Source organism: Buchnera aphidicola (Aphis nasturtii) (assembly GCF_005083345.1).
GTDB classification, from domain to species: domain Bacteria; phylum Pseudomonadota; class Gammaproteobacteria; order Enterobacterales; family Enterobacteriaceae; genus Buchnera; species Buchnera aphidicola_R.
In genome coordinates, this window is record NZ_CP034888.1 from 586,400 (window position 1) to 609,784 (window position 23,385).

At 24.0% G+C, this 23,385-nt stretch carries 22 protein-coding genes and 1 tRNA gene; 9 read left to right on the forward strand and 14 right to left on the reverse strand.

The genetic code is table 11. From position 1 onward, the window contains the following. Nucleotides 1-22 precede the first annotated feature (22 nt). From rpsR to pgi, 10 genes are all read right to left on the reverse strand, one after another. The gene (gene rpsR, locus D9V63_RS02850; protein ID WP_158369198.1) at nt 23-250 is read right to left on the reverse strand and encodes a 30S ribosomal protein S18; all 228 of its coding nucleotides are present in this window, start codon (nt 248-250) and stop codon (nt 23-25) included. A gap of 103 nt (nt 251-353) precedes the next feature. Next, nucleotides 354-695 carry a 30S ribosomal protein S6 gene (gene rpsF, locus D9V63_RS02855; RefSeq protein ID WP_158369200.1) on the reverse strand — a complete coding sequence of 114 codons (342 nt, stop codon included), beginning with the start codon at nt 693-695 and terminating at the stop codon, nt 354-356. Nucleotides 696-883: 188 nt separating this feature from the next. After that, entirely contained in the window at nt 884-3,067 is a 2,184-nt protein-coding gene (gene rnr / locus D9V63_RS02860) for a ribonuclease R (RefSeq protein WP_158369202.1), read from the reverse strand. A 77-nt stretch (nt 3,068-3,144) separates the two neighbouring features. Further along, nucleotides 3,145-4,437, reverse strand: a complete 1,293-nt coding sequence (locus D9V63_RS02865; protein WP_158369204.1) for an adenylosuccinate synthase — start codon at nt 4,435-4,437, stop codon at nt 3,145-3,147. 32 nt (nt 4,438-4,469) lie between these two features. Beyond that, nucleotides 4,470-5,393 carry a protease modulator HflC gene (gene hflC / locus D9V63_RS02870; RefSeq protein ID WP_158369206.1) on the reverse strand — a complete coding sequence of 308 codons (924 nt, stop codon included), beginning with the start codon at nt 5,391-5,393 and terminating at the stop codon, nt 4,470-4,472. Between the two features lie 4 nt (nt 5,394-5,397). Beyond that, nucleotides 5,398-6,630, reverse strand: a complete 1,233-nt coding sequence (hflK, locus tag D9V63_RS02875) for an FtsH protease activity modulator HflK (RefSeq protein WP_158369291.1) — start codon at nt 6,628-6,630, stop codon at nt 5,398-5,400. A 169-nt stretch (nt 6,631-6,799) separates the two neighbouring features. After that, nucleotides 6,800-7,708, reverse strand: coding sequence for a tRNA (adenosine(37)-N6)-dimethylallyltransferase MiaA (miaA, locus tag D9V63_RS02880; protein WP_222837015.1), 909 nt, complete (start codon nt 7,706-7,708; stop codon nt 6,800-6,802). A gap of 600 nt (nt 7,709-8,308) precedes the next feature. Then, a complete protein-coding gene (locus tag D9V63_RS02885) occupies nt 8,309-9,487 on the reverse strand; it encodes a mannitol-1-phosphate 5-dehydrogenase (protein ID WP_158369210.1) in 1,179 nt (392 codons plus the stop codon). 19 nt (nt 9,488-9,506) lie between these two features. Further along, nucleotides 9,507-11,393, reverse strand: a complete 1,887-nt coding sequence (locus D9V63_RS02890; protein ID WP_158369212.1) for a PTS mannitol transporter subunit IICBA — start codon at nt 11,391-11,393, stop codon at nt 9,507-9,509. A gap of 123 nt (nt 11,394-11,516) precedes the next feature. Continuing rightward, nucleotides 11,517-13,175 carry a glucose-6-phosphate isomerase gene (gene pgi / locus D9V63_RS02895; RefSeq protein WP_158369214.1) on the reverse strand — a complete coding sequence of 553 codons (1,659 nt, stop codon included), beginning with the start codon at nt 13,173-13,175 and terminating at the stop codon, nt 11,517-11,519. Between the two features lie 129 nt (nt 13,176-13,304). Between pgi and orn the strand changes: the two genes are divergently transcribed. From orn to D9V63_RS02910, 3 genes are all read left to right on the forward strand, one after another. After that, nucleotides 13,305-13,850 carry an oligoribonuclease gene (gene orn / locus D9V63_RS02900; RefSeq protein WP_158369293.1) on the forward strand — a complete coding sequence of 182 codons (546 nt, stop codon included), beginning with the start codon at nt 13,305-13,307 and terminating at the stop codon, nt 13,848-13,850. Between the two features lie 108 nt (nt 13,851-13,958). Beyond that, nucleotides 13,959-14,034 (forward strand) — tRNA-Gly (locus tag D9V63_RS02905). A gap of 40 nt (nt 14,035-14,074) precedes the next feature. After that, on the forward strand, nt 14,075-14,938 hold the full coding sequence (locus D9V63_RS02910) for an N-acetylmuramoyl-L-alanine amidase (protein ID WP_158369216.1): 864 nt from the start codon (nt 14,075-14,077) through the stop codon (nt 14,936-14,938). A 125-nt stretch (nt 14,939-15,063) separates the two neighbouring features. On the opposite strand, the gene rpmE is transcribed toward D9V63_RS02910, so the two are convergent. Continuing rightward, entirely contained in the window at nt 15,064-15,270 is a 207-nt protein-coding gene (rpmE, locus tag D9V63_RS02915) for a 50S ribosomal protein L31 (protein WP_158369218.1), read from the reverse strand. Between the two features lie 510 nt (nt 15,271-15,780). Between rpmE and hslV the strand changes: the two genes are divergently transcribed. From hslV to D9V63_RS02935, 4 genes are all read left to right on the forward strand, one after another. Beyond that, a complete protein-coding gene (hslV, locus tag D9V63_RS02920; RefSeq protein WP_158369220.1) occupies nt 15,781-16,311 on the forward strand; it encodes an ATP-dependent protease subunit HslV in 531 nt (176 codons plus the stop codon). Between the two features lie 9 nt (nt 16,312-16,320). After that, complete coding sequence (gene hslU / locus D9V63_RS02925; RefSeq protein WP_158369221.1) at nt 16,321-17,652, forward strand: HslU--HslV peptidase ATPase subunit; 1,332 nt, start codon at nt 16,321-16,323, stop codon at nt 17,650-17,652. A gap of 177 nt (nt 17,653-17,829) precedes the next feature. Next, the gene (locus D9V63_RS02930) at nt 17,830-18,306 is read left to right on the forward strand and encodes an Hsp20 family protein (RefSeq protein ID WP_158369223.1); all 477 of its coding nucleotides are present in this window, start codon (nt 17,830-17,832) and stop codon (nt 18,304-18,306) included. 110 nt (nt 18,307-18,416) lie between these two features. Continuing rightward, the gene (locus D9V63_RS02935; RefSeq protein WP_158369225.1) at nt 18,417-19,169 is read left to right on the forward strand and encodes an FAD-binding oxidoreductase; all 753 of its coding nucleotides are present in this window, start codon (nt 18,417-18,419) and stop codon (nt 19,167-19,169) included. Between the two features lie 6 nt (nt 19,170-19,175). On the opposite strand, the gene epmA is transcribed toward D9V63_RS02935, so the two are convergent. Further along, entirely contained in the window at nt 19,176-20,150 is a 975-nt protein-coding gene (epmA, locus tag D9V63_RS02940) for an elongation factor P--(R)-beta-lysine ligase (RefSeq protein WP_158369227.1), read from the reverse strand. Between the two features lie 97 nt (nt 20,151-20,247). Between epmA and coaD the strand changes: the two genes are divergently transcribed. Further along, entirely contained in the window at nt 20,248-20,748 is a 501-nt protein-coding gene (gene coaD, locus D9V63_RS02945) for a pantetheine-phosphate adenylyltransferase (protein ID WP_158369228.1), read from the forward strand. Between the two features lie 75 nt (nt 20,749-20,823). Here the strand turns inward: coaD and D9V63_RS02950 are convergent, their stop codons facing one another. Together D9V63_RS02950 and D9V63_RS02955 are read right to left on the reverse strand one after the other, a co-directional pair. After that, nucleotides 20,824-21,837 carry a hypothetical protein gene (locus D9V63_RS02950; RefSeq protein WP_158369230.1) on the reverse strand — a complete coding sequence of 338 codons (1,014 nt, stop codon included), beginning with the start codon at nt 21,835-21,837 and terminating at the stop codon, nt 20,824-20,826. Between the two features lie 98 nt (nt 21,838-21,935). After that, nucleotides 21,936-22,349: a hypothetical protein gene (locus D9V63_RS02955; protein ID WP_158369232.1), complete on the reverse strand. Its 414-nt coding sequence runs from the start codon at nt 22,347-22,349 to the stop codon at nt 21,936-21,938. 240 nt (nt 22,350-22,589) lie between these two features. Between D9V63_RS02955 and D9V63_RS02960 the strand changes: the two genes are divergently transcribed. After that, nucleotides 22,590-23,333: a class I SAM-dependent methyltransferase gene (locus D9V63_RS02960; protein ID WP_158369234.1), complete on the forward strand. Its 744-nt coding sequence runs from the start codon at nt 22,590-22,592 to the stop codon at nt 23,331-23,333. Nucleotides 23,334-23,385: the final 52 nt, after the last annotated feature.

The window sequence follows — 23,385 nt, forward strand, 5'->3', positions numbered from 1 at the left end:
AAATATAATAATTCATTTAATATTAACGATGTTGATCAGTATATGGAAGTAAAGCAAGGTATCTTGCTTTTTTAATCGCTCTAGATAACTGACGTTGATATTTAGCTCGAGTCCCAGTAATACGACTAGGAACAATTTTACCATTTTCTGTAATATAGTTTTTTAACATAGAAATATCTTTATAATCTATTTCTTGAATATTTTCTGCAGTAAAACGACAAAATTTGCGACGACGAAAATAACGTGCCATAATAAAAGACCTTTCAAAATAAAAACAAAATGATTTTTAAATTTATATATTTTTTTGAAAAATTTTATAAAAATATTTTTAGTATAAATAATTTTTTTAAAAATTATTTTTTTTCTTTTTTTTCTTCTTTTAATTTCATTATAGGAGATACTTCGCTAATTGCTTTTTTCACTAGCATAATCATATTTCTAATAATTGCAATATTATAACGAAAATCTGTTTCTAATAAATTGATAACTTTAGGAACTGCTTCTATATTAATAAGAACATAATGTGCTTTATGTAATTTATTAATAGAGTAAGATAATTGTCTTCTACCCCAATCTTCTAAACGATGTATAATTCCTGAATTATCAAGAACAATTTTTTTATATTTTTCAATTATTATATTAATTTTATCGCTATAATCAGGATGGACTATAAAAATTACTTCGTAATGACGCACAAAACCGCTCCTTTTGGGTTATTTAGTTTCCTATATGTCAAAAAGTATAATATCTATTTTTTAGGAAACAAGGAACATTATATAAAAGAATAAACATTTTAAATACATAGTATTTTAATTCAATGGAAAAATCAATTAAATTTCATTGAAAAAATATAAAAAATAAAATTTTTGACCAATAGAACGCATTATATACATAAAGACAATTCTATTTTTTTTTGATTCAAATTAACAGAAATAACTTTTACTGTCAAAATATCACCAAGACAAAAAGTATTCTTAGTTGATTTCCCAATAAATTTTAATCCTACAGGATCAAAATAATAATAATCATCGCTCACATTGTCTATACGAATTAATCCGTCAATAAAATATTTATTTAAACGAACAAAAAAACCAAAAGAAGTAATATTGGAAATAACTCCAGTAAATATATTTCCAATTTTTTTTTCCATAAAATCACACTTTAACCAATCCATAACATCTCTATTCGCTTCATCTGCACGTCTTTCAGTCATAGAGCAATGCATTCCGATTTTTGTCATATCATTTTTATAATATAAATTAAAAAACTTATTTTTTTTATTATCATTTGATTTAAATAATATATGTTTAATAGCTCTATGCAAAAGAATATCAGGATATCTTCTAATTGGAGAAGTAAAATGCACATAACTAGATAAAGATAGACCAAAATGTCCACGATTTTCTGGGGAATATACAGCTTGTTTCATAGATCTTAATAATATAGTTTGAATCATTTCATAATCTGAACGGTGTTTAATTTTTTTTAATAGATCTGAGTAATGAATAGATTCTGGGATGTCACCACCAGTTAAAGATAATCCCAACCGATTCAAAATTCGTCGAAAATTTATAATACTATCTTGAGCAGGACGATCATGGTTACGAAATAAAATAGGATATTGATATTTTCTTATAAATTTAGCTGAAGATATATTTGCTAAAATCATACATGATTCAATAAATTTATGAGCATCATTTCTCACATGTTGATAAATATTTTTTATTTTAAAATTAGAATCTAAAGTAAATTTAGTTTCAATATTTTCAAAATATACACCTTTTTTAGCAACATCATTTTTTTTTAATATTTTTTGTAATAATAATAAATTTTCAATTTGTTTTAACAGTTTATGATATTTTGAACAAAGTTCGATATCACCGTTCCAAATATTAAATATTTCATCGTATGTAAAACGTCCTTGAGAACATATAACTGCTTCATAATATTGATATTTAATTAATTCTCCTGTATTTGATAAACTCATTTCACATATTATACATAAACGTTCTACGTGAGGATTTAAAGAACATAAATTTGTAGATATTTTTTCTGGTAACATGGGTACTACTAATGAAGGAAAATATACAGAATTTCCTCTTTTTAAAGCTTCTTGATCTATAGCAGTACCAGGTTTGACATAGTAACTAACATCTGAAATAGCTACCCATAAATTCCATCCTTCTTCACTATTTTTTTTTTTACAAAAAATAGCATCATCAAAATCACGAGCATCTTCTTCATCAATAGTGAAAAATGGAAGATGTCTTAAATCTACACGATTTTTAAATTCTTTTTGATCGATTTTATTATTGATTTTGTATAATTGATCTTTGACTTCTTGAGACCATAGATAAGGAATAGTATGAGTTCGTATTGCAATATCTGTAGCAAGAGTAGTGCGCATTTCTTTACCACCAAGAACTTCTACAATTTTTCCTTGCACTTTGTTTTTTTTATTTAAAAAATTTTTATTTAATTGCACAACAACAATAGATCCTACAGAAAGATTTTTTGTTAAAATTGATGAAAAAATAAATATTTTAAAATTAAATCGGCTATCATGCGGGATAACAAATTGTATTTTTTTTTCAATAGAATAGCGCCCTATAATAGGAGTATTATTTGATTTTAATATCTTTAATACTTTTGCTGTATTTCTTCCTTTTTTTTCAGATTTTATAATATGAGCTAAAATAATGTCACCATGAATACATAGTTTCATTTGTTCAATAGACAACCAAAGATCTTCTTTTAATGTTTCACTTCTAAGAAAACCATAACCATCTCTATGACCGATTACTTTTCCTGTGACTGTATGAATATTTTCTAAAACAATATAATAATGATTACATGTATATATAATCTTCTTATCTCGTTCCATAGCTCTTAATCTACGACGCAATGCTTTTTTATCTTCTTTATTGTTAATATTAAATTTCTTTTCTATTTTTTTGTGACTTATGAAATCTTTATAGTTTTTTAAAAAAGATAAAATACACTCGCGACTTGGAATAGAATTCATATATTTTTTATAATCATTTTTTTGGTAGGTATCTACTACCATATTTACTTCTCCAATAACATTATTTAATAGTAATATCCATAGATTTTTTATTTTAATCTTTATCTTTAAATTTAAAATTATAAAAAAGGATGTTTTACTACAATAGTATCATTACGCTCTGGGCCCGTAGAAATCATATGTACTGGAATTCCAGCAATTTTTTCAATACATTTTATATAATTCTTAGCAGCGTGAGGTAAATCTTCTATCTTTTTTATACCTGAAGTTTTTTTCATCCAACCTGGATGTGTTTCATATATTGGTTGCATATTTTCTAAATTATCAAAAGACACACTGGTATATATTTCTAATGTATTCACATTTCGATAAGCTATGCAAATTTTAATTTCTTCCAAATTATCTAAAACATCTAATTTTGTTATACATAATGCAGATAAAGAGTTCAACTGAACAGAATGATGTAAAGCTATTCCATCTAACCACCCAGTACGTCTTTTTCGACCAGTAGTTGATCCAAATTCATTTCCTTTCTTTGAAAGATAAGCATCTATATCATTATGAAGCTCGGTAGGAAAAGGGCCATTACCTACTCGTGTAGAGTAAGCTTTTGTTACTCCTAAAATATAATCTAAATTTTTAGGGCCTACACCTGTTCCTGTAATGACTCCACCTATCGTACTATTAGAGGAGGTAACATAAGGATATGTACCGTGATCAATATCTAAAAGACTTCCTTGCGCACCTTCAAAAATAATAATTTTTTTATTTTTAATTGCATTATTTAATATTACCGTAGTATCTTGTATCATATCAATGATGATGTTTTTAGCTTCTAATAAATCTTTTAAAATCACTTTACAATCGAACGGTTGACATTTATAAATAGAAACTAATTGATCATTATAATAATCAACAATCTTTGATAATTTTATAGACAATGTTTTTTCATTTTTTAAATCTCCAACACGTATAGAACGACGAGCGATTTTATCTTCATATGCAGGTCCAATTCCTCTTCCTGTCGTACCAATAGCATTGACTCCTAGTCTTTTTTCACGTGCGATATCTATAGCAATATGAAATGGCAAAATTAAAGAAGCAGCATGTGAAATAAAAAGACGTTTACTAACAAAGACATGGTTTTTTTCTAACATCTTTATTTCTTTAACTAAGTCGAAAATAGAAATTACAACTCCATTTGAAATTATTCCAATAACATTAGAATGTAGTACACCTGATGGAATTAAATGAAGAATAATTTTTTTTTTATTCACTACTAAGGTATGACCAGCATTATGTCCTCCATGATATCTGACTGCATAAGAACTCTTACTAGATAAATAATCTACTATCTTACCTTTTCCTTCATCGCCCCATTGTGTACCTAATATTACAATATTTTTTTTCATTTATGTAAATGACCTATTTTTTTGAAATACTTTTAATTAGAAATAATTTGATTCATATATTGGAAAAATTTATTATCAGAACTAATTAAGATAATATTATCTTTATTTTTAAAACTGTTTTCATAAGCATGTAAACTTCGAATAAACAAATAAAAAGATGAATCTTTTTGAAAATTATCCGAAAATAATTTTGCCACTTCAGCTTCTCCTTGGCCTTTTAATATTAAAGCTTTTTTCCTCGCCTCTGCCAATATCATTGATACTTTGTAATCAGCCATAGCGCGTAATTTTTCTGCTTTTTCTTGTCCTTGAGAACGTTGACTTCTAGCAACAGCTTCTCGCTCTGCTCGCATTCTATTATATATAGCTTCAGATACTTCAATAGGTAAATTAATTTGCTTAATACGAACATCAACAACTTCAATTCCTAAAGCATTCATGCTATTTACATTTATTTCAGATGAATTTTTTAAATTTACTGTTCCTTTATTTAAAGATTGCAGTACATCTAATGTTAATTTTCCTCTAGAATCAGTTACAATTTCTTTAACATTTAAACATCCTATTTCAGAGCGTAATCGATCACTAAACTTTCTTTTTAACAACACTTCAGCTTGAAAAATATCTCCGTTTCCAGTTGCTAAATAATAACGACTAAAATCATTAATACGCCATTTTATATAAGAATCTACAATCAGATCTTTTTTTTCTTTTGTCACAAAACGATCAGCTTGATTATCCATGGTATGAATACGAGCGTCTAACATCTTAACAGATTCTAAAAATGGAATTTTAAAATGTAATCCAGGATTATAAACTAACGTTTTTTGATCGTTATTTTTTAAAACTTTTCCAAACTGCAATACGATCCCACGCTCTCCTTCTTTCACTATAAATAATGAAGAAGAAATAAAAAGAAGTAAAATACTTGATAAACAAATTAATAATTTATTCATACAGTCATTCTCTCTCTATATTTTTAATATCATTGCGTATTGAATTGATACGTCGTTGTTTAAAAAAATGGTTAGGAGATAATGAAGATAAATAATCAATCTCTTGGTCTTTTTTTAAAAAATTAGATTTATGTTGTATTGGTTTAGTTAAATTTAAAAATGATTTATTATGTTTTTTTTTATCATATATAAAATTATTTAAAGACAAAAATAATGTTGAATTACTATTTTTATCAATAAAAACTTTTTTAGTGTGGCTTAATAATCTTTCCATAGATTCTATATAAATTCTTTTAAGAGTCATTTCTTTAGCTTTTTTATATTCTGGTAAAATTTTTAAAAATCGAACAATTTCTCCTTGGGCTTCTAAAATAATACGCGAAGAATATGCTTTAGCTTCTTCTAAAATGCGTTGAGCTTTTCCATGAGCTTTAGGTTGAACTTCATTTGCGTAAGCCTCTGCTTCACGTATATATTGTTCGCGATTTTCACGAGCTGCAATCGCATCATCAAAAGCAGATTTGACTTCCTCAGGAGGTCTAGCTGTTTGAAAGTTAACATCTAATATGGTTAAGCCCATATGATATGGTTGAATAGTTTCTTCAATTTCTTTTTGAGTATCATGTCTCACCAAAGTACGTCCTTCAGTCAAGATACGATCCATGGTGGAACGTCCTATAACTCCACGTAAAGCACTATCAGTTGCTTGTCTTAAACTATCATCTGGATATGCAACAGAAAAAAGATAACTAGAAGGATCAGTAATTTTATATTGTATATTCATTTCTACACGTACTACATTTTCGTCTGAAGTTAACATTACACCTGAAGTTGCTAATTCTCGAACTGTTTCAACATTTACTGTTTGCACATCATTAATAAAAACTGGTCTCCAATTTAATCCTGGTTCCACTAAATGACTAAATTTTCCAAAATGCGTTACTACTCCACGTTCAGCTTCTTTAATAGTATAAAACCCACTAGCACACCATATAAAAAAAGCTATAAAAATTAATATTAAACAAGGATGAATTTTCTTATTTAATAAGTTTTTAGAATTAGTTGTATGATTGATTATATTGTTAAAGTTATATAAAATTTTTTTAAAATTTATTGAGGTTTTTTTTTCATTACTTTTCTTTTGTTCTTTTTTTTCAGAATAATCTTGTTCTGAACTATTTTTTTTTCCCCAAGGATCTAGTTCTGGTTTATGATTATTTGTTTGATTCCAGGCCATTTTTGCCTCATTTATTAGTTTCAATGCTATATCATATGCTTTTAACAAATTTAAAATAATATATCTTATATTTTAAGATATGAAAACTGTATTTTTTTACAATTTTTCAAAAATTAATCCATTCAAAATACTTTAATAATATATAGAATAGAAATTTTATATTTAAAAATTAAAAATCTAATTCATATTTTTTAAAAATTTTTAACATCTCTTTGAAAATAATACTTGGATGAGAACTAATTAAAAAATAAACATTCTTCCATTTTTTTAACCATGTTAATTGATGTTTAGCTAATTTTCTTGTTGAAAAAATAATTTTTAAAATCATATCTTCGTAATTAATTTGATTTTCAAGGTATTCCCACATTTGCCGATATCCTATACAACGTATAGATGGTAATTGTTTATTTAAATCTCCTCTAAAAAATAAATTTTCTACTTCTTTTTGAAAGCCTGAAATTAACATTTGTTTTACACGCAATTCAATTTTTTCATATAACCATTCTTTACTTTTAGGTAAAATAGAAAATTGAATTACATTGTATGGTAATTTATTTAACATATTATTTTTTAAAGATGTTAATGTTTTTCCAGAAATATAAAATATTTCTAATGCTCTTAATAATCTTTGAAAATCGTTTTTATGGATATTACTAGCAGATATAGGATCTATTAAATTTAATTGCTCGTATAAAAAATATTGATTGTATTTCACTTTTTCCAACAAATATTTTCGAATTTCAAAATTTGAAGGAGGTAAATTAGATAAACCATATAATAGTACATGGTAATAAAGCATTGTTCCTCCAACAAGCAATGGTATTTTTCCTAATTTTAAAATACTTTGAATTTCCTTATGAGCATCTTTTCTAAATTCAGCAACTGAATAAATTTCACTAGGATCTTTAATATTTAACAAGCGATGTGGATGCATTTTTAAATCCAAATAATTGGGTTTATCTGTGCCAATATCCATATCACGATAAATTAAAGCAGAATCTACGCTAATTATTTCTATTGGCAAATATTTTCTAAGATATATAGCAAGTTTACTTTTACCACATCCAGTTAAACCCATTAAAAAAAAAATAATCGGTTTTTTTGATTTAAAGATTTTTACTTTTTTTATATGCATAATACTTCATCGATATTTATTTTATATGATCATTGTAAAAAAGGTTTTTAGAATTAATAGACGCAAATGCTATATTTTGAATAATAAAAAAATTACATGAAATAATTTTAAGATTAATTTGATTATATTATGAAGCGATTGTAAAATCTTTTTAATATTTATTTAGAAAAGATTATTTTATTTAAAAAAATTTTATATTCTATAATAAGAAAAAATCAAATATTTTCAAAAAGTGTTAATTACTTAATTTTTGAAAATGTAAAACAAAACGATATGTATATAAAATAAATTTTTTACTATTACTGTTTGATTCATACAAGATGATAATTAAATATAAATAATTTTTTAATTAAATTCTTAAGTATATATTTCATGTCATGCTTTATACTATAAGAAAAAATTAATTTTATTTTTGAAAATAATTTAATATTCAACTATGTCTAATTTCAAATTAAAATATATTAATACTAGATCAAATCACCAAGAAAAAATTTTACTATATTCCTTGTTAATAAATAATTAAAATATAATTAATGATAAGATTTAATTATATATTTCTTTAGAAAAAATATTATTAATTGAAATATATTCGAGAACAATTAAATCAATTTCTTGGCTATCTAATTGTAAATGAGAAATTTTACTTAATGTTTGTTTTATGCCAAATTTTTTTATTAAATTATCAATTTGCATAGATTCTGAATCATTTATATTTCTATAATATAAAGCTGCTGCAATACCCTTTATTAAATTATCATATGAAAAATTATATTTTTTTGCTAATAAAAAAGGTTTGATTAAACGTTCATCTTTTCTTAGTTTTTGTAATGGATTTCTAGCAATACGTTCTATTCTATCTAATAAAAAAGGATTTTGAAAACGAATTAAAATTTTATTAATATAAGAAAAATGACTATTTTGATTAAAATTATATTTTTTAATTAATGTCAATCCACTTTCTTTCATAGCACCATAAACAATATCTTTTACATCATTATCTTTAATACTATGATATATAGTTTTATGATTTTTGATCCAACCTAAATACGCTGCTATAGCATGTCCTGTATTTAATGTTAAAATTTTTCTATCTATAAAAGATTTTAAATTATTACTAATTGTCATATTAATAATTTTAGGTATAGTTCCTTTAAATTGTTTTTGGTCAACAATCCATTCTTGAAAATTTTCAGCAATTAAAGATAAGCTGTTTTGTTCAAAAGAAGATATTGATGGCACAATAGTATCAATACTACAATCAATAAAACCAATATGTTCGTTTAAATATTCATGATATTTAACAGAAATGTTCTTAAAAATAATTTTTTTAAGATAGGAGCTTGCTTGAGTTTTGTTTTCACAAGCAATGATATTTAATGGAATTTTAGATTTTAGCTTAATTTTTAACATAATTCCTTTTTCTAAAATCAGTGCAATTTTATCCAGAGACGATGCGCCAATAGCTGTTGTAATTAAATTCATATCAGATATAACATTTAATATACGAGGATTATTTAAATTTATTGCACGAAAATTATTAACACTAATAATTTCTTGATAGTTATATCCGACTAATTTCACGTTGTATTTTTTATAATAATTTAATGCATCTATTATATTTTGATTGATATCAGCAAATGTAAGATTAAAACCAGATTGTAATATTGACTTTCCAATAAAAGCTCGTCCAATATTTCCCGCTCCAAAATGTAAAACGTTCATAATCAATCCCAATTAATATTTAAATATTTAAATATGATAACACCTCTTTTACATTTTTTGTTTTAGATAATTTCATAATAATATCTCGGTCATCTAATGCATTAGTAACCTGACTAACTACCATAATATGTTCATTATTTTTAGCGGCGATTCCAATTACAAGATAAGCTATATCATCAACATTATCACCAAAACATACACCATTTGGAAATTGGCAAAAAATTATTCCAGTTTTTAAAATATTATCTTTTGCCTCTATAGTACCATGCGGTAATGCAATGTGTTCTCCTAGCCATGTAGATGCAATTTTTTCTCGTTCTAACATTGCATTAACATAATCAATCTTAACATAACCTTGTTCTACTAAATATTTTCCAACTATTTTGATAGCTTGCTCTTTATTAACAGCATATTGGTTAAGAAAAATATTTTTTTCATTTAATTGAAATAGTTTTTTAGGTTTATCTTGTATATTAACATTTACTTTAGTTATATGTTTATGATCATGAACGTTGTTATTTTTAATTAATTTGTTTACTAAAGAATCATAAAAAATATTATCAAGAAAATTAACTAAAGATATATGTTTAGCGTTAGGAGCGTATTTTTTAGCACGTGAAGTTAAATTTTTATGCGTTATTACGATATCAGTATTTTTAGGTATAGAACGAATAGAAACATTGAATATAGATATGTGCATTAAATTTTTTTTTCTTATTTTTTTTCGAAGAATACTTGCACCTATTGCACTAGATCCCATGCCAGCATCACAAGCTACTACAATAGTATTAATATTTCTGAAGAAATAATCCGATTGATTATTATTTTGATGGTTTAATAACTTGTTATTAACGATTTGTTTAGATGAATTAAAAAACTTTTTCTTTTTATAATTAATAAGTTTTAATAATATAATAGAAATTAAAAAAGAAACGAGAAAAGAAGAAAAAATAGAAAAAATATTAATATAATAAAAATTTTTTTTTGTCATCGCTAAAATTGATAAAATAGATCCTGGTGAAACAGCCCCGATTAAACCACTCTGAAAAAAAACAAGTATAAAAATATTAGTCATACTTCCTAAAATAAGAGCTAATAGAAATTCTGGATTCATTAAAACATAAGGAAAGTAAACTTCATGGACACCTCCTATAAACTGAATAATAGAAGCTCCCCCAGCGGATTTATAAAAATCTCCTTCTCCAAAGAAAAAACATGCCAGTAATATTCCTAATCCCGGACCAGGATTGGATTCAATTAAAAAAAATATAGAATTTTTATTTTCCAGTATATCTTGAAGTCCTAATGGAGAAAATATTCCATGGTTAATTGCATTATTTAAAAAAAATATTTTAGCAGGTTCAATTATAATAGCTATAAGAGGTAATAAATTATAATGTATAATAGTTCTTAATAAATAACCTAAAGAATTTGATAGCCATTCTATACAAGGTCCAATAATAAAAAACGAAACAATGGTTAAAAATATTCCAATTATTACAACGGAAAAATTATTAATTAACATTTCAAATCCATGTTTTATTTTATTTTTTACTAACATGTCAAAATTTTTAATAATCCATCCACCTAATGTTCCAACAACCATGCCACCTAATAACATAGGTATTTTTGCACTTGTAATCATACCAATAATAGAAATACTTCCAATTATACCACCTCTTTCTCCTCCAATTAATTTACCTGCCGTATATGCAATAAGAATAGGTAGAAGGTAAAATATCATAGGTGAAATTAATTCTGATAAAACTTTATTTGGTTGCCAACCTGCAGGCGTAAATAAAGCGCTCATAATACCCCATGTAATAAAAATACTAATATTGGGCATCATAATATTACTTAAAAATTGACCAAAACTTTGTATTTTAAATTTAATTGATTGAAACATATTCATTGCTCATAATCTGGAAAATACATTAATATTAAATAATAATACAAACCAATAACAAACTATTATTTAAATTTAGTGAAAAATCTTGAATATCTAAGAATACCAAAGAAATAAAATATTTTATTTATAAAAAAATTTATAAAAATTTATTAAACCTCGCGTAGAAGAGTCGAAACGTTTATCGTTTTCTATATTAGAAAAATTTTTATAAATATTTTTAGCTAAATTTTTTCCTAATTCAACACCCCATTGATCAAAACTGAAAATGTTTAATAAATGACCTTGGACAAAAATTTTATGCTCATATAAAGCAATTAATGCGCCTAAATTATAAGGTGTAATTTTTCGTATTAAAATAGAATTTGTCGGTTGATTTCCTATACATTGTTTAAATAAAAAATTTTTATCTGTTTTGTTTAGATGTTTTTTATTTTCTTCAAAAAGAATTGATTCTTGTAAAAAAGATTTTTCTGAATTTCCAAAAGCAAGTGCTTTGGTTTGAGCAAGAAAATTAGATATTAGTTTTATATGATGATTTCCTAAATTATTATGAGAAATAATGGGGGCAATAAAATCACTTGGAATTAATTTAGTACCTTGATGTATTAACTGAAAAAAAGCATGTTGTCCATTAGTACCTGGTTCTCCCCAAATAATAGGACCGGTTTGATAAGATATTTTTTGACCTTTTTTATCTACTGATTTACCATTAGATTCCATATTAGATTGTTGAAAATAAGCTGAAAACCGATGCATATATTGATCGTATGGAAATATTGCTTCTGTTTGAGAACCAAAAAAATTAGTATACCAAATACTAATAAGTGCTAATATTATTGGTATATTTTTTTCATATTCTGCATGGTAGAAATGATTATCCATAGCATGAGCACCATTTAAAAACTTCTCAAAATTATTAAATCCAATAGACAAAATAATAGATAATCCAGCAGAAGACCATAATGAAAAACGACCACCAACCCAATTCCAAAATTGAAAAATATTTTTAATATTAATACCAAAATCTAGTGCATTTTGTATATTAGCTGATAATGCAAAAAAATGTTTATCCAAATTAGGTTTTTTTTTTACATTTTTTAAAAACCATATTTTTGCACTATTTGCATTAGTGATTGTTTCTTCTGTGTTAAATGTTTTAGAAGCTATCAAAAAAATTGTTGTTTCAGGATTAACTTTTTTTAAAACTTCAGAGAGATGCGTACCATCTATGTTTGAAACATAATGCATATTTAAATGATTTTTGTATGGACGTAATGCTTCTGTAACCATATAAGGTCCTAAATCAGATCCTCCGATGCCTATATTGACAATATCTGAAATAACTTTTTCAGTACAACCTTTCCATTCTCCAGTAATAACCTGTTCCGAAAAATCTTTCATTTTTTTTAATACGCGATTAATTTCAAACATAATATTAGAATTGTCTACAAAAATTGGAGAATTATGTCTGTTACGCAAAGCAATATGAAGTACAGGACGGTTTTCTGTTTCATTGATATTTTTTCCAGAAAACATTGATTGAATTGCATTTTTAATATCCATTTCTTTAGCGAAATCTAATAAATATCTTAAAGTGTTTTGAGTAATAAAATTTTTTGAAAAATCAACTAATATTTCATTTTCAAAATAAATAGAAAATTTTTCAAATCGATTAATATCTGATGAAAAAAGATCTTTTAAATGTAAATTTTTCATCACATGAAAATGATTTTTTAACATATTCCAAGATCTAGTATGAGTCGGATTTATATATTTCATTTAAATAATCTCTTAAATAATATTATAAATATTTAATTATTATAATATAATGTTTTAAATTTTTAAAACAATCTTAAATATTTTATAAATGCAAATATTATACAACATAATTTATTACATATAAAAATGATCAAATTAAATAATACAAATCTAATTTGGATTGATTTAGAGATGACAGGCTTAAATCCTAAAATTCATCGAATTATTGAAATAGCTACTTTAATCACAGATATTAAACTAAATATCCTTTCAAAAGGACCAGTTATTGCTATTAATCAAAAAGAAACAGATATGTTACTGATGAATGAATGGAATAAAAAAAATCACATGAAAACTGGATTAATTGAAAAAGTAAAAAAAAGTACCTATAATGAATTTAAAGCTGAATCTAAAACTATATTTTTTTTAAAACAATGGGTGTCTTTTCAATCATCTCCTATGTGTGGAAATAGTATTTATCAAGATCGAAAATTTTTGAATCAGTATATGCCAAATTTAGAAAACTATTTTCATTATCGTTGTATTGATGTTAGTACTATTAAAGAATTAGTATCTCGTTGGCACCCTAAGATTAAAAGATTTAAAAAAAAAAATAATCACACTGCCTTAGATGATATAAAGGAATCGGTAATGGAATTACGTTTTTATAAAAAAATTTTTTTTGATACTAGTTGAATAAAATAATTGTATTAAAATTAACATAAATTATTTTTTTTAAAGTAAAGCTTGATTAATAAGTTTGATCTATATAAAATATATAATATTTAAAAATTAATTTAGTTTGCGGGAATAGCTCAGTTGGTAGAGCACAACCTTGCCAAGGTTGGGGTCGCGAGTTCAAATCTCGTTTCCCGCTCCAAAAAAATAAACGAATATTGGCTAAAAAATTAAGAAAATTTATGTTTTTTTATTGTTCGTACAAATGGATAATTTTAGCTTTTTTATTAATTAGTTTTCAAGCAAAATTTAAAAAACACATCGAAAAAAAAAATATTAATAAAATAATATTCATAAAAAATATAAATCATTATCAAAAAAAAATAATTGAACAAAAAAACAAATTTACTATATTAATAGACCCAGGGCACGGTGGGAAAGATCCAGGATCGATTGGGCATACAGGGTTACAAGAAAAAGAAATAACGTTAAAAATTGCTATTAGACTAAAAAAATTATTAGATAATAATAAATTGTTTCAAGCAGTTTTAACTCGTAACAATGATTCTTATTTATCTTTAAAAAAAAGAAGAAACTTTTTAAAATATCGAAACGTAAATTTACTAGTATCTATTCATGTAGATTCTTCACAACAACCATATGTGTCAGGAACATCAATTTGGATTATTTCAAATAATAGAATGCATCGTGAAATTAATAATTTTATAAAAAATACAAAAGAAAAAATTTATTTTTCTAAAAATATTAAAGATGCATTTAAAAACAATCAAAATAATATATATTTAAAAAAAACTATTCTTGATTTACAACTTCATAGTTTTCAAGCTATAGAAATTGATCTATCACGTTATATATTTCAAGAATTTAAAAAAGTTGTAAAAATTAAAAAAATACAACCCAATTATGCCAGTTTAAGCATATTAAGTTCTATAAATACACCATCTATTTTAATTGAAACTGGATTTATTACAAATTTCGAAGAAGAAAGAAAATTAAGAACAATTTCCTATCAAAAGAAGGTGGCTAATGCTATCTACATTGCATTAAAAAATTATTTCCAAAATAAATCTACATCAAATGCTTGAAATATATTGATTAAAACAATTTTTTAAATTTAATATCTTTTAAGCATCAAAATACCATTTAAGATGCTTAAAATTAAAAATTTTTTTAAATTCAACATGAAAAAATAATAATTTTATATAGTTTTTTATTTAGTCATTTTAAAACGTTTTTTAAATCTTTCAACACGTCCTCCAGTATCAATAATTCTTTGTTTTCCAGTATAAAATGGATGACATTTTGCACATATATCTAGATTTAGATTATGATTAATAGTTGAAAAAATTTCAATTATATTTCCACATGAACAAGTAGCTTTTATCTGAGAATAATAAGGATGTATTTTTTTTTTCATAGGAAATTTTCCTTAATTTATTAAAAGTATTTATTCTATTATACAATTATTATTATATTAGTTATCAATTTTTCAGAAAAAATAAAAATGGATCACAATCAAAATAAAATTAATTCAATGTATTTTAAAAAAAAAAAAAATTAAATTTAACAAATATAATTTATTTACTATTCTATTAGTCATAATTATTTTTTTAATTTTTTTAAATATATTTTCAAAAAAAACAAATGATACACAAAAAAAAATATTTATCCAACAAAAAGAAGACGAAAATAAGCTACCTGATAAACCAAAGGAGAGATGGAAATATATTAAAAAATTAGAAAATTTATAAAATAAATATTTTTCTATAATATTTGTTTTTACATGTATATTAATTAAATATTTTTAATATTCGATTTATTTAAAAAAATTTAAATTCATTAAGATAATATTAAACATTATTAATTTAATTAATAAAAAATTTTATTTAATTTCTAAATAAAAATGTTACTTTAAGAGGTTTTTCTTGTGACCACAATATTAAGTGTAAGATTAAAAAATAAAGTAGTAATCGGAGGTGATGGACAAGCAACTTTAGGCAATACTATTATGAAAAGTAATGTCAAAAAAATTAGAACTCTTTATCACGAAAAGGTAATTGCTGGTTTTGCTGGAGGAACTGCAGATGCTTTTACTCTATTTGATATGTTTGAAAAAAAATTATCTATGTACCAAGGTCAACTACAACGATCAGCGATTGAATTAGCCAAGGACTGGAGATCTGATAAAATGCTTAGAAAACTAGAAGCATTATTAGCAGTTGCTGATAAAGATAGTTCATTAATTATTACTGGAAATGGAGATGTAATACAACCTGAAGATGATTTAATTGCGATCGGATCAGGAGGGTCTTACGCTCAATCAGCTGCGCGTGCATTAATAGATAATACTAATCTTAACGCTAAAAAAATTGTAGAAAAATCGTTAAACATTGCCGCAAATATTTGCATATATACAAATCATATTTTTACCATAAAAGAATTACTTTCAGAAAAATAAGGACTATATATGTCTGAAATGACTCCTCTTCAAATCGTTGCTGAACTTGATAAGTTTATTATAGGTCAAGAAAAAGCAAAAAAAGCGGTATCTATTGCATTAAGAAATCGTTGGCGTAGAATGCAATTAAATAATGAATTAAGACAAGAAATTACACCTAAAAATATTTTAATGATCGGTCCTACTGGGGTCGGAAAAACAGAAATTGCTAGAAGATTAGCTAAGTTAGCTAATTCTCCATTTATCAAAGTAGAAGCAACTAAATTTACAGAAGTAGGATATGTAGGAAAGGAAGTAGATTCAATTATTCGAGATTTAACAGATGTAGCTATAAAAATGATTCGCGTTAAGAATATTGAAAAAAATAAAGCTAAGGTAGAAGAAATTGTTGAAGAAAGAATACTTGATGTTTTAGTTCCAAGACCTAAAAATCATTGTACAGACAGCGAAAAAAATAACAGTCTTTTAAATACTTTACAAATATTTCGTAAAAAATTAAGAGAAGGTGTTCTTGATGATAAAGAAATTGAGATTAACTTATTAGCTAGTACTATGGGTGTAGAAATAATGGCTCCTCCTGGAATGGAAGAACTAACAAATCAATTACAATCTTTATTTCAAAATTTAAGTGGTCATAAAAAAAATACAAGAAGACTTAAAATTAAAGACGCAGTTTTACTATTAAAAGAAGAAGAAGCTACAAAATTAGTTAATTTAGAAGATATTAAAAAAGAAGCTATTCATGCAGTGGAACAAAACGGAATAGTATTTATTGATGAAATTGACAAAATATGTAGACGAAGCGATATATCTGGGCCAGATATTTCAAGAGAAGGTGTGCAAAGAGATTTACTCCCGTTAATTGAAGGTTGTACTGTATCTACCAAATATGGCACGGTAAAAACAGATCATATTTTATTTATTACATCTGGTGCATTTCAAACATCTACACCTTCTGATTTAATACCTGAACTACAAGGTAGACTACCAATTAAAGTAGAATTAAATCCACTAACAATAGATGATTTTGAAAAAATACTTACTGAACCTACCGCCGCAATTACCACGCAATACAAAGCGCTAATGGAAACAGAAGGAGTGTGTATACATTTTACAAAAGAAGGAATTAGGAATATCGCAGAAGCGGCATGGAAAGTCAATGAGTCAATGGAAAACATAGGCGCTCGAAGATTGCATACAATATTAGAAAAATTAATGGAAGATATTTCTTTCAATGCTAGCAATATGAGCGGAAAAAAAATTAAAATAGATGCGCTATATGTTGAAAAAAATTTAAATCAATTAATATCTAATGAAGATCTTAGTCGTTTTATTTTATAAAACAATTAAAATATTTATCCATTAAAAATTATCTAAAATGGATGAATATTTTTACAGTTCTTCTATTGAAAAAAATGAAAAAGATCATATATAAATTAAGAAACTTTTTAAATGTTAAAAAAATATTATTTAATGAAATAATTAAAATATATTTTATAAATAAAAAAGGAGTTTTTTATGTCTTATCGTTCATTTTCTTTTTTACCAAATATCAATCAAAATAGTATTTTTTCAAATAGATTCAATCAAATTGATAAAATGTTTAGTACTTTAACAGGAGAAAAACCACTATCAGAAACTCCATTATATAATCTTATTCAAATTGACGAAAAAAAATATACATTAATATTAAGTATTCCTGGGTATGAAGAAAAAGAATTAGATATATCTGTTCATAAAAATCAACTTATAATTCAAGGAAAAAAAGAAACAAAAAATCAAAAAAATGAAAAAATAGAGAAATATTTACATAAAGATATTATATTTGGTAATTTTTCTTTAAATTTTAATTTCGATCATAAAATACGAGTAAATAAAGCAAATTTATCTTTAGGTTTATTAGAGTTAAACTTTGAATGTCAAATTCCAGATGAAGAAAAACCTAAAAAAATATTTATTAACAATCATAATAACACATCAATTAAACATAAATAAAATATAAGTAATGTTTAAAAAAGAAAAATTCTAATAATCATTGTGCTTATTTTAAATTTAGTACGATGATTATTAAAAAAATAATTTTAACTAATCTATAGGAAAATAACATGAATCCATGGATTAATGCTGAAGTTTTAAAAATAAAAAAATGGACTAAAAGTTTATTCAGCATTTTTTTAAAAGCACCAATATCAAATTTTCAAGCTGGTCAATTTACAAAATTAGCTCTATATGAAACTAATGAAAAAAAAAAAATTCAAAGAGCATATTCCTTTGTAAATGCACCAAGTAGTCAAAATTTAGAAATTTATATTATTCGAATTCCCAATGGAAAACTAAGTAATCTTTTATATAATCTTAAAGTTGGAGATAATGTATTTATCAAAAAACATGCATTTGGATTTTTCATTCTAAATGAAATACCTAATTGCGAGACATTATGGATGTTTGCTACTGGAACTGCAATTGGTCCTTATTGTTCTATTTTACAGGAAGGTAAAGATATTAAAAGATTTAAAAATATTGTTTTAGTGCACGCTGTCAGATATAAAAACGAGTTAATTTATTTACCTTTAATGAAAGAACTTAATACAAAATACAATGGGAAATTAAAAATTCAAACTATAGTTAGTAGAGAAAAAGATAAAAATTCTTTATTAGGAAGAATTCCTTTTTTATTAAAAAACAAAATAATAGAAAACAAAATTGGATTAGATATTCATTGCGATAATTCACATATTATGTTATGTGGAAACCCATTAATGGTAAAAGAAACATATTTTTTATTAAATAAAGAAAGAAATATGACTAAACATTTAAGAAAAAAAAATGGACAAATCACTATGGAAAATTATTGGTAAATTAATCTAACAACGATCAAATGCAAATGACATAACTTCATAAATACTTTTTTTATTTAATGCAATCATTATTAAACGATCTATACCAATAGCTACTCCAGAGCATAAAGGTAATCCATGATTTATTGCATTTAAAAAATTATTATCTATTTTTCTTATAGGCAAGTTCATTTTTCGTCTATTTTTATTATCATTAATTAAACGTTTTTTATTTTCTAAATAATCTGTTAATTCATAAAATCCATTTCCTATTTCTATTCCTTTGAAAAATATTTCAAATCTTTCTGAAATACGATCATCTTTGCTATTTTTAGCAGCAAGAGAAGCTTGTTCTATAGGAAAATGATATACGAATGTAGGTTGATATTCCCCCAAAAGTGGCTCTATTACTAGAGTAAATAATATTTCTATTAATGTGTTTAAATTTTTTTCAAAACATGTTAAGTGTTGCAAATTAAATTTTTTTGAAATTTTATATAATTCACAAATATCAGTAGAAAAAGGATCTATATTTAAATATTTTATAAACACTTCTTGATAAGAAATTTTTACTGCTTGTTTAGATTGTAATATTTTTTGAAAAAATAAGTCTATTTGATCAATAAATTCGTGCATAGAATATGAAGTTTGATACCATTCAAGCATAGTAAATTCCGGATTATGACGTTTACCATATTCTGTATTTCTAAAACTATGACATATTTGATATATAGGCCCACTTTTAGCTGCTAATAAACGTTTCATATGATATTCTGGACTGGTAATTAACCATAGTTTTAACTTATTTAAATTATTTTCTAAAAATAAATAATTAGTTTCAAATGGTGTTAAATTTATATCTGTAACTGTTGATTTAGATAATGATGGAGTTTCTACTTCTAAAATTTTTTTTTCTAAAAAAAACAAACGAATATTATTAATAATTTTTGCTCTTTTAATTAAATCTTTAATAGAAGCACTCGGTTTCCAATTATTTTGCATATAACTTCCTTATAAAATTTATATAAAAATAAAATTTAATATTTTTTTTTGATTAAAGTTAAAATAAAAATTATTTATAAAAAATAAGCAATAAAAAATGAAAAAAACAGCAATCTATCCAGGTACATTTGACCCAATTACATATGGACATTTAGATATTATAACTCGCGCAATAAAAATTTTTGATAATATAATTATTGCTGTTTCTTCTGATAACTTAAACAAAAAAACTATTTTTAGTTTAAAAGAACGTATTAAATTAACTCAGTTAGCTACAGCTAATATACATAATATTAAAAAAATAGTTGGTTTTAATGATTTACTAGCTAATTTAGCTAAAAAAGAAAACACTAATATTTTAATTAGAGGAGTTCGTACAATATTTGATTTTGATTATGAAATTAAATTAGCTGCAATAAATAAACAAATATACCCTGAACTAGATAGCATATTTTTACTTTCATCTCAAGAAACTTCATTTATATCATCATCTTTTGTAAAAGAAATCGCAAAATACAAAGGAAATGTAAAACCATATCTTCCTAAAGAGATACATTTGGCTTTATTAAAAAAATTTCAAAAAACTAATATTCTATAGATATAATCTTAATAATTAATAAAAAATAATAGGGCATGTAGCCCTATTATTTTTTTAAGTAAAAATTTTCAAAGATTAATTAACAAAATATGAATGTTTTATTATTGGTGCATTTGTATATGAAAAAATGACTGTTGTTTTTACTCCAAAAGAATGATGTTCTGTTACATCATTTGCATTGACAGAATAAAAATCAGATAAATTAGTAGCGACAATTCTAATTGTACCATCTTCTAAGTGAGTAATTTCATAAAAATTATTTGCACGTACAATACGAGAACCATTTAATCCTGGATGTTCAGCAATTAATTTTAAGTAAGATGGCTTTAATAATGTAGGATTAGCATATTGAGAAACGAACTTTTGTTCTATATCGTTAGTGATTAATTTTTTAAAATTTTCAATCATTGCTTCTTTAGTTGAAGAAGAAATTAAATGCCCATCAATTAGAAATACAGCAGAATCAAAATCTATCATAAAATACTCATTTAATTCTTTAGGAATTTCTAAATCTTTATACATATCTTTGTAATAAGATACTGTATTTTTTGAATGTGGAAACAATGGAGGCTCTTTAAAAACTGTCCATGGATGTTTATTTTTATCAACATCATTATAATGAGCTTTGTTAATACTGCTATTTATTTTATCTTTAAATATTTGATCGGATTGCAAATTTTTTTGTTGTACTGCTGTGTAAAAATTTTCATCTAAATCATTTGGATACTGTACTGTAAAATTCTCTTCTTTTGGAATTTCAACATTTAAATCAGGAAAAGAACTTTCATATTCAGGATGTTTAGGATTATGATTTAATTTATTAACTACTCTTAATCTTCCTTGTTCTCTTATTTTTTCAATTAAAGCATGTATAAATAATTTTGAAGATTCAATTGTTTTTCTTAACTTTTTCACATATTCAATTAAACTATCAATTTTATCATTTACTTTTTTAGTAGACTCATCCATTGAAGATCCGACTATAAATTTATAGCCTGCGTCAAAAATTTTCTTAAGTGTAGTACCATTAAATAAATCAATAACTTCATTTTTAATTGCATTATAAGCTGCAGATATTTTTTCTTGCAATACATGAAATATTTTTGAACTTAATTCTTTTAAATTGATATTTTCAATTGTATCTTTAATGAGATTTATTAAATAATTAAAAGAATTTGGGAAGAAATCTAAAATAGATTGAATGATGGATTCAGAGGGGCATTCAGAAGAGAGTTCAGAAGCAGTTTTTTTTTCACAGAGTTTTCATTATTTAATTCATTAATACTATTATTAACATCAATTTCATTATTTTCTGTTGATTTTTTTTTTATATTTTCTACTTTATCTAATTCAGATAAAAATCTTTCATATAATTTTTCTAATTTAATTAAATTTAACTCAGTTTCATTTGAAGATATTGTAATTTTACTATCTTGAGAATGTTTAGAAATTTTAGAATTTTTATCTAATTCTTTACGATAATCTTCAACTTTTTTACTAATATGTTCAAGATCATTAGGATTTATTATAATTTTTAAATTATCGTTTTTTTCAAAAGATATTGGATTTAATTTATCAACTAGATTAATATTAGATGACATAATTTTGTTTCCTTTTTTTAAACTATTTAAAACTATACACTTGTTTAATGAAAATATTTCTGTTAATTTTTTTAGAAAATTTTTTTAAAAAATTAACATAAAAATAAATTATTTTAATTAGTACTTTTTAGTTTATTATTTTTTATTTTTTAAGAGATATAAAAAATAAAAGTTTTATTTCATACATTTTAAATCTATTTTTAGAAAAGTCAATTATTAATAATAAAAAATAAAAATATTATGAATATATATTTAATTATAAAAAATACTAATGTAAGATTACAAAAAATAATTAATGAATATAATATAAAACATGATGAAAACGCTTCTTTCGCTCTAATAATAAATAACAATACATTAGAATTATATGATCGTTCAAAACTTGGTCAAAAAAGTATTAAAGTTGATTTCTTATCTAAACACAATAATTATAGATGTTTAAATTTTAAAAAAAAAAATGAAGCTCTTTATAAAGCATTAGGTATTAAAAAAAATTATTTTCCTTCTGTTATTGATGCAACAGCTGGATTTGGAAGAGATGCGTTTCTAATTTCTTTTTGGGGCTGTTATGTTGTTATGATTGAACGTAATCCAGTAATTGCTGCTTTATTAAAAGATGGTTTACAGAGGGCATATGAAGATCAATATATTGGATATTGGTTAAAACAAAGATTGCATTTAATATTTGATGACAGTTTCAAAATGCTTGAAATACCAATTTGTCAACCAGATATTATTTATTTAGATCCAATGTATCCAATTAATAAAAAAAAAACATTACCTAAAAAAAATATGCAATTTTTAAGAAAGATAATAAAAAATAATGATAATTATGAAAATTTATTAAATATTTCTAGAACATTTGCAAGAAAAAGAATCATTGTAAAAAGACCCTCTTATGCAAAACCTTTATCTAACGAAAAATTTGAATTTTCAATTAATAATAAAAACCATCGTTTTGATGTATATTTACCTTTCAAATAAAATAAGAGTACAATTAAATGAATATGTACTCCTATTCAAAAAACTATAATTA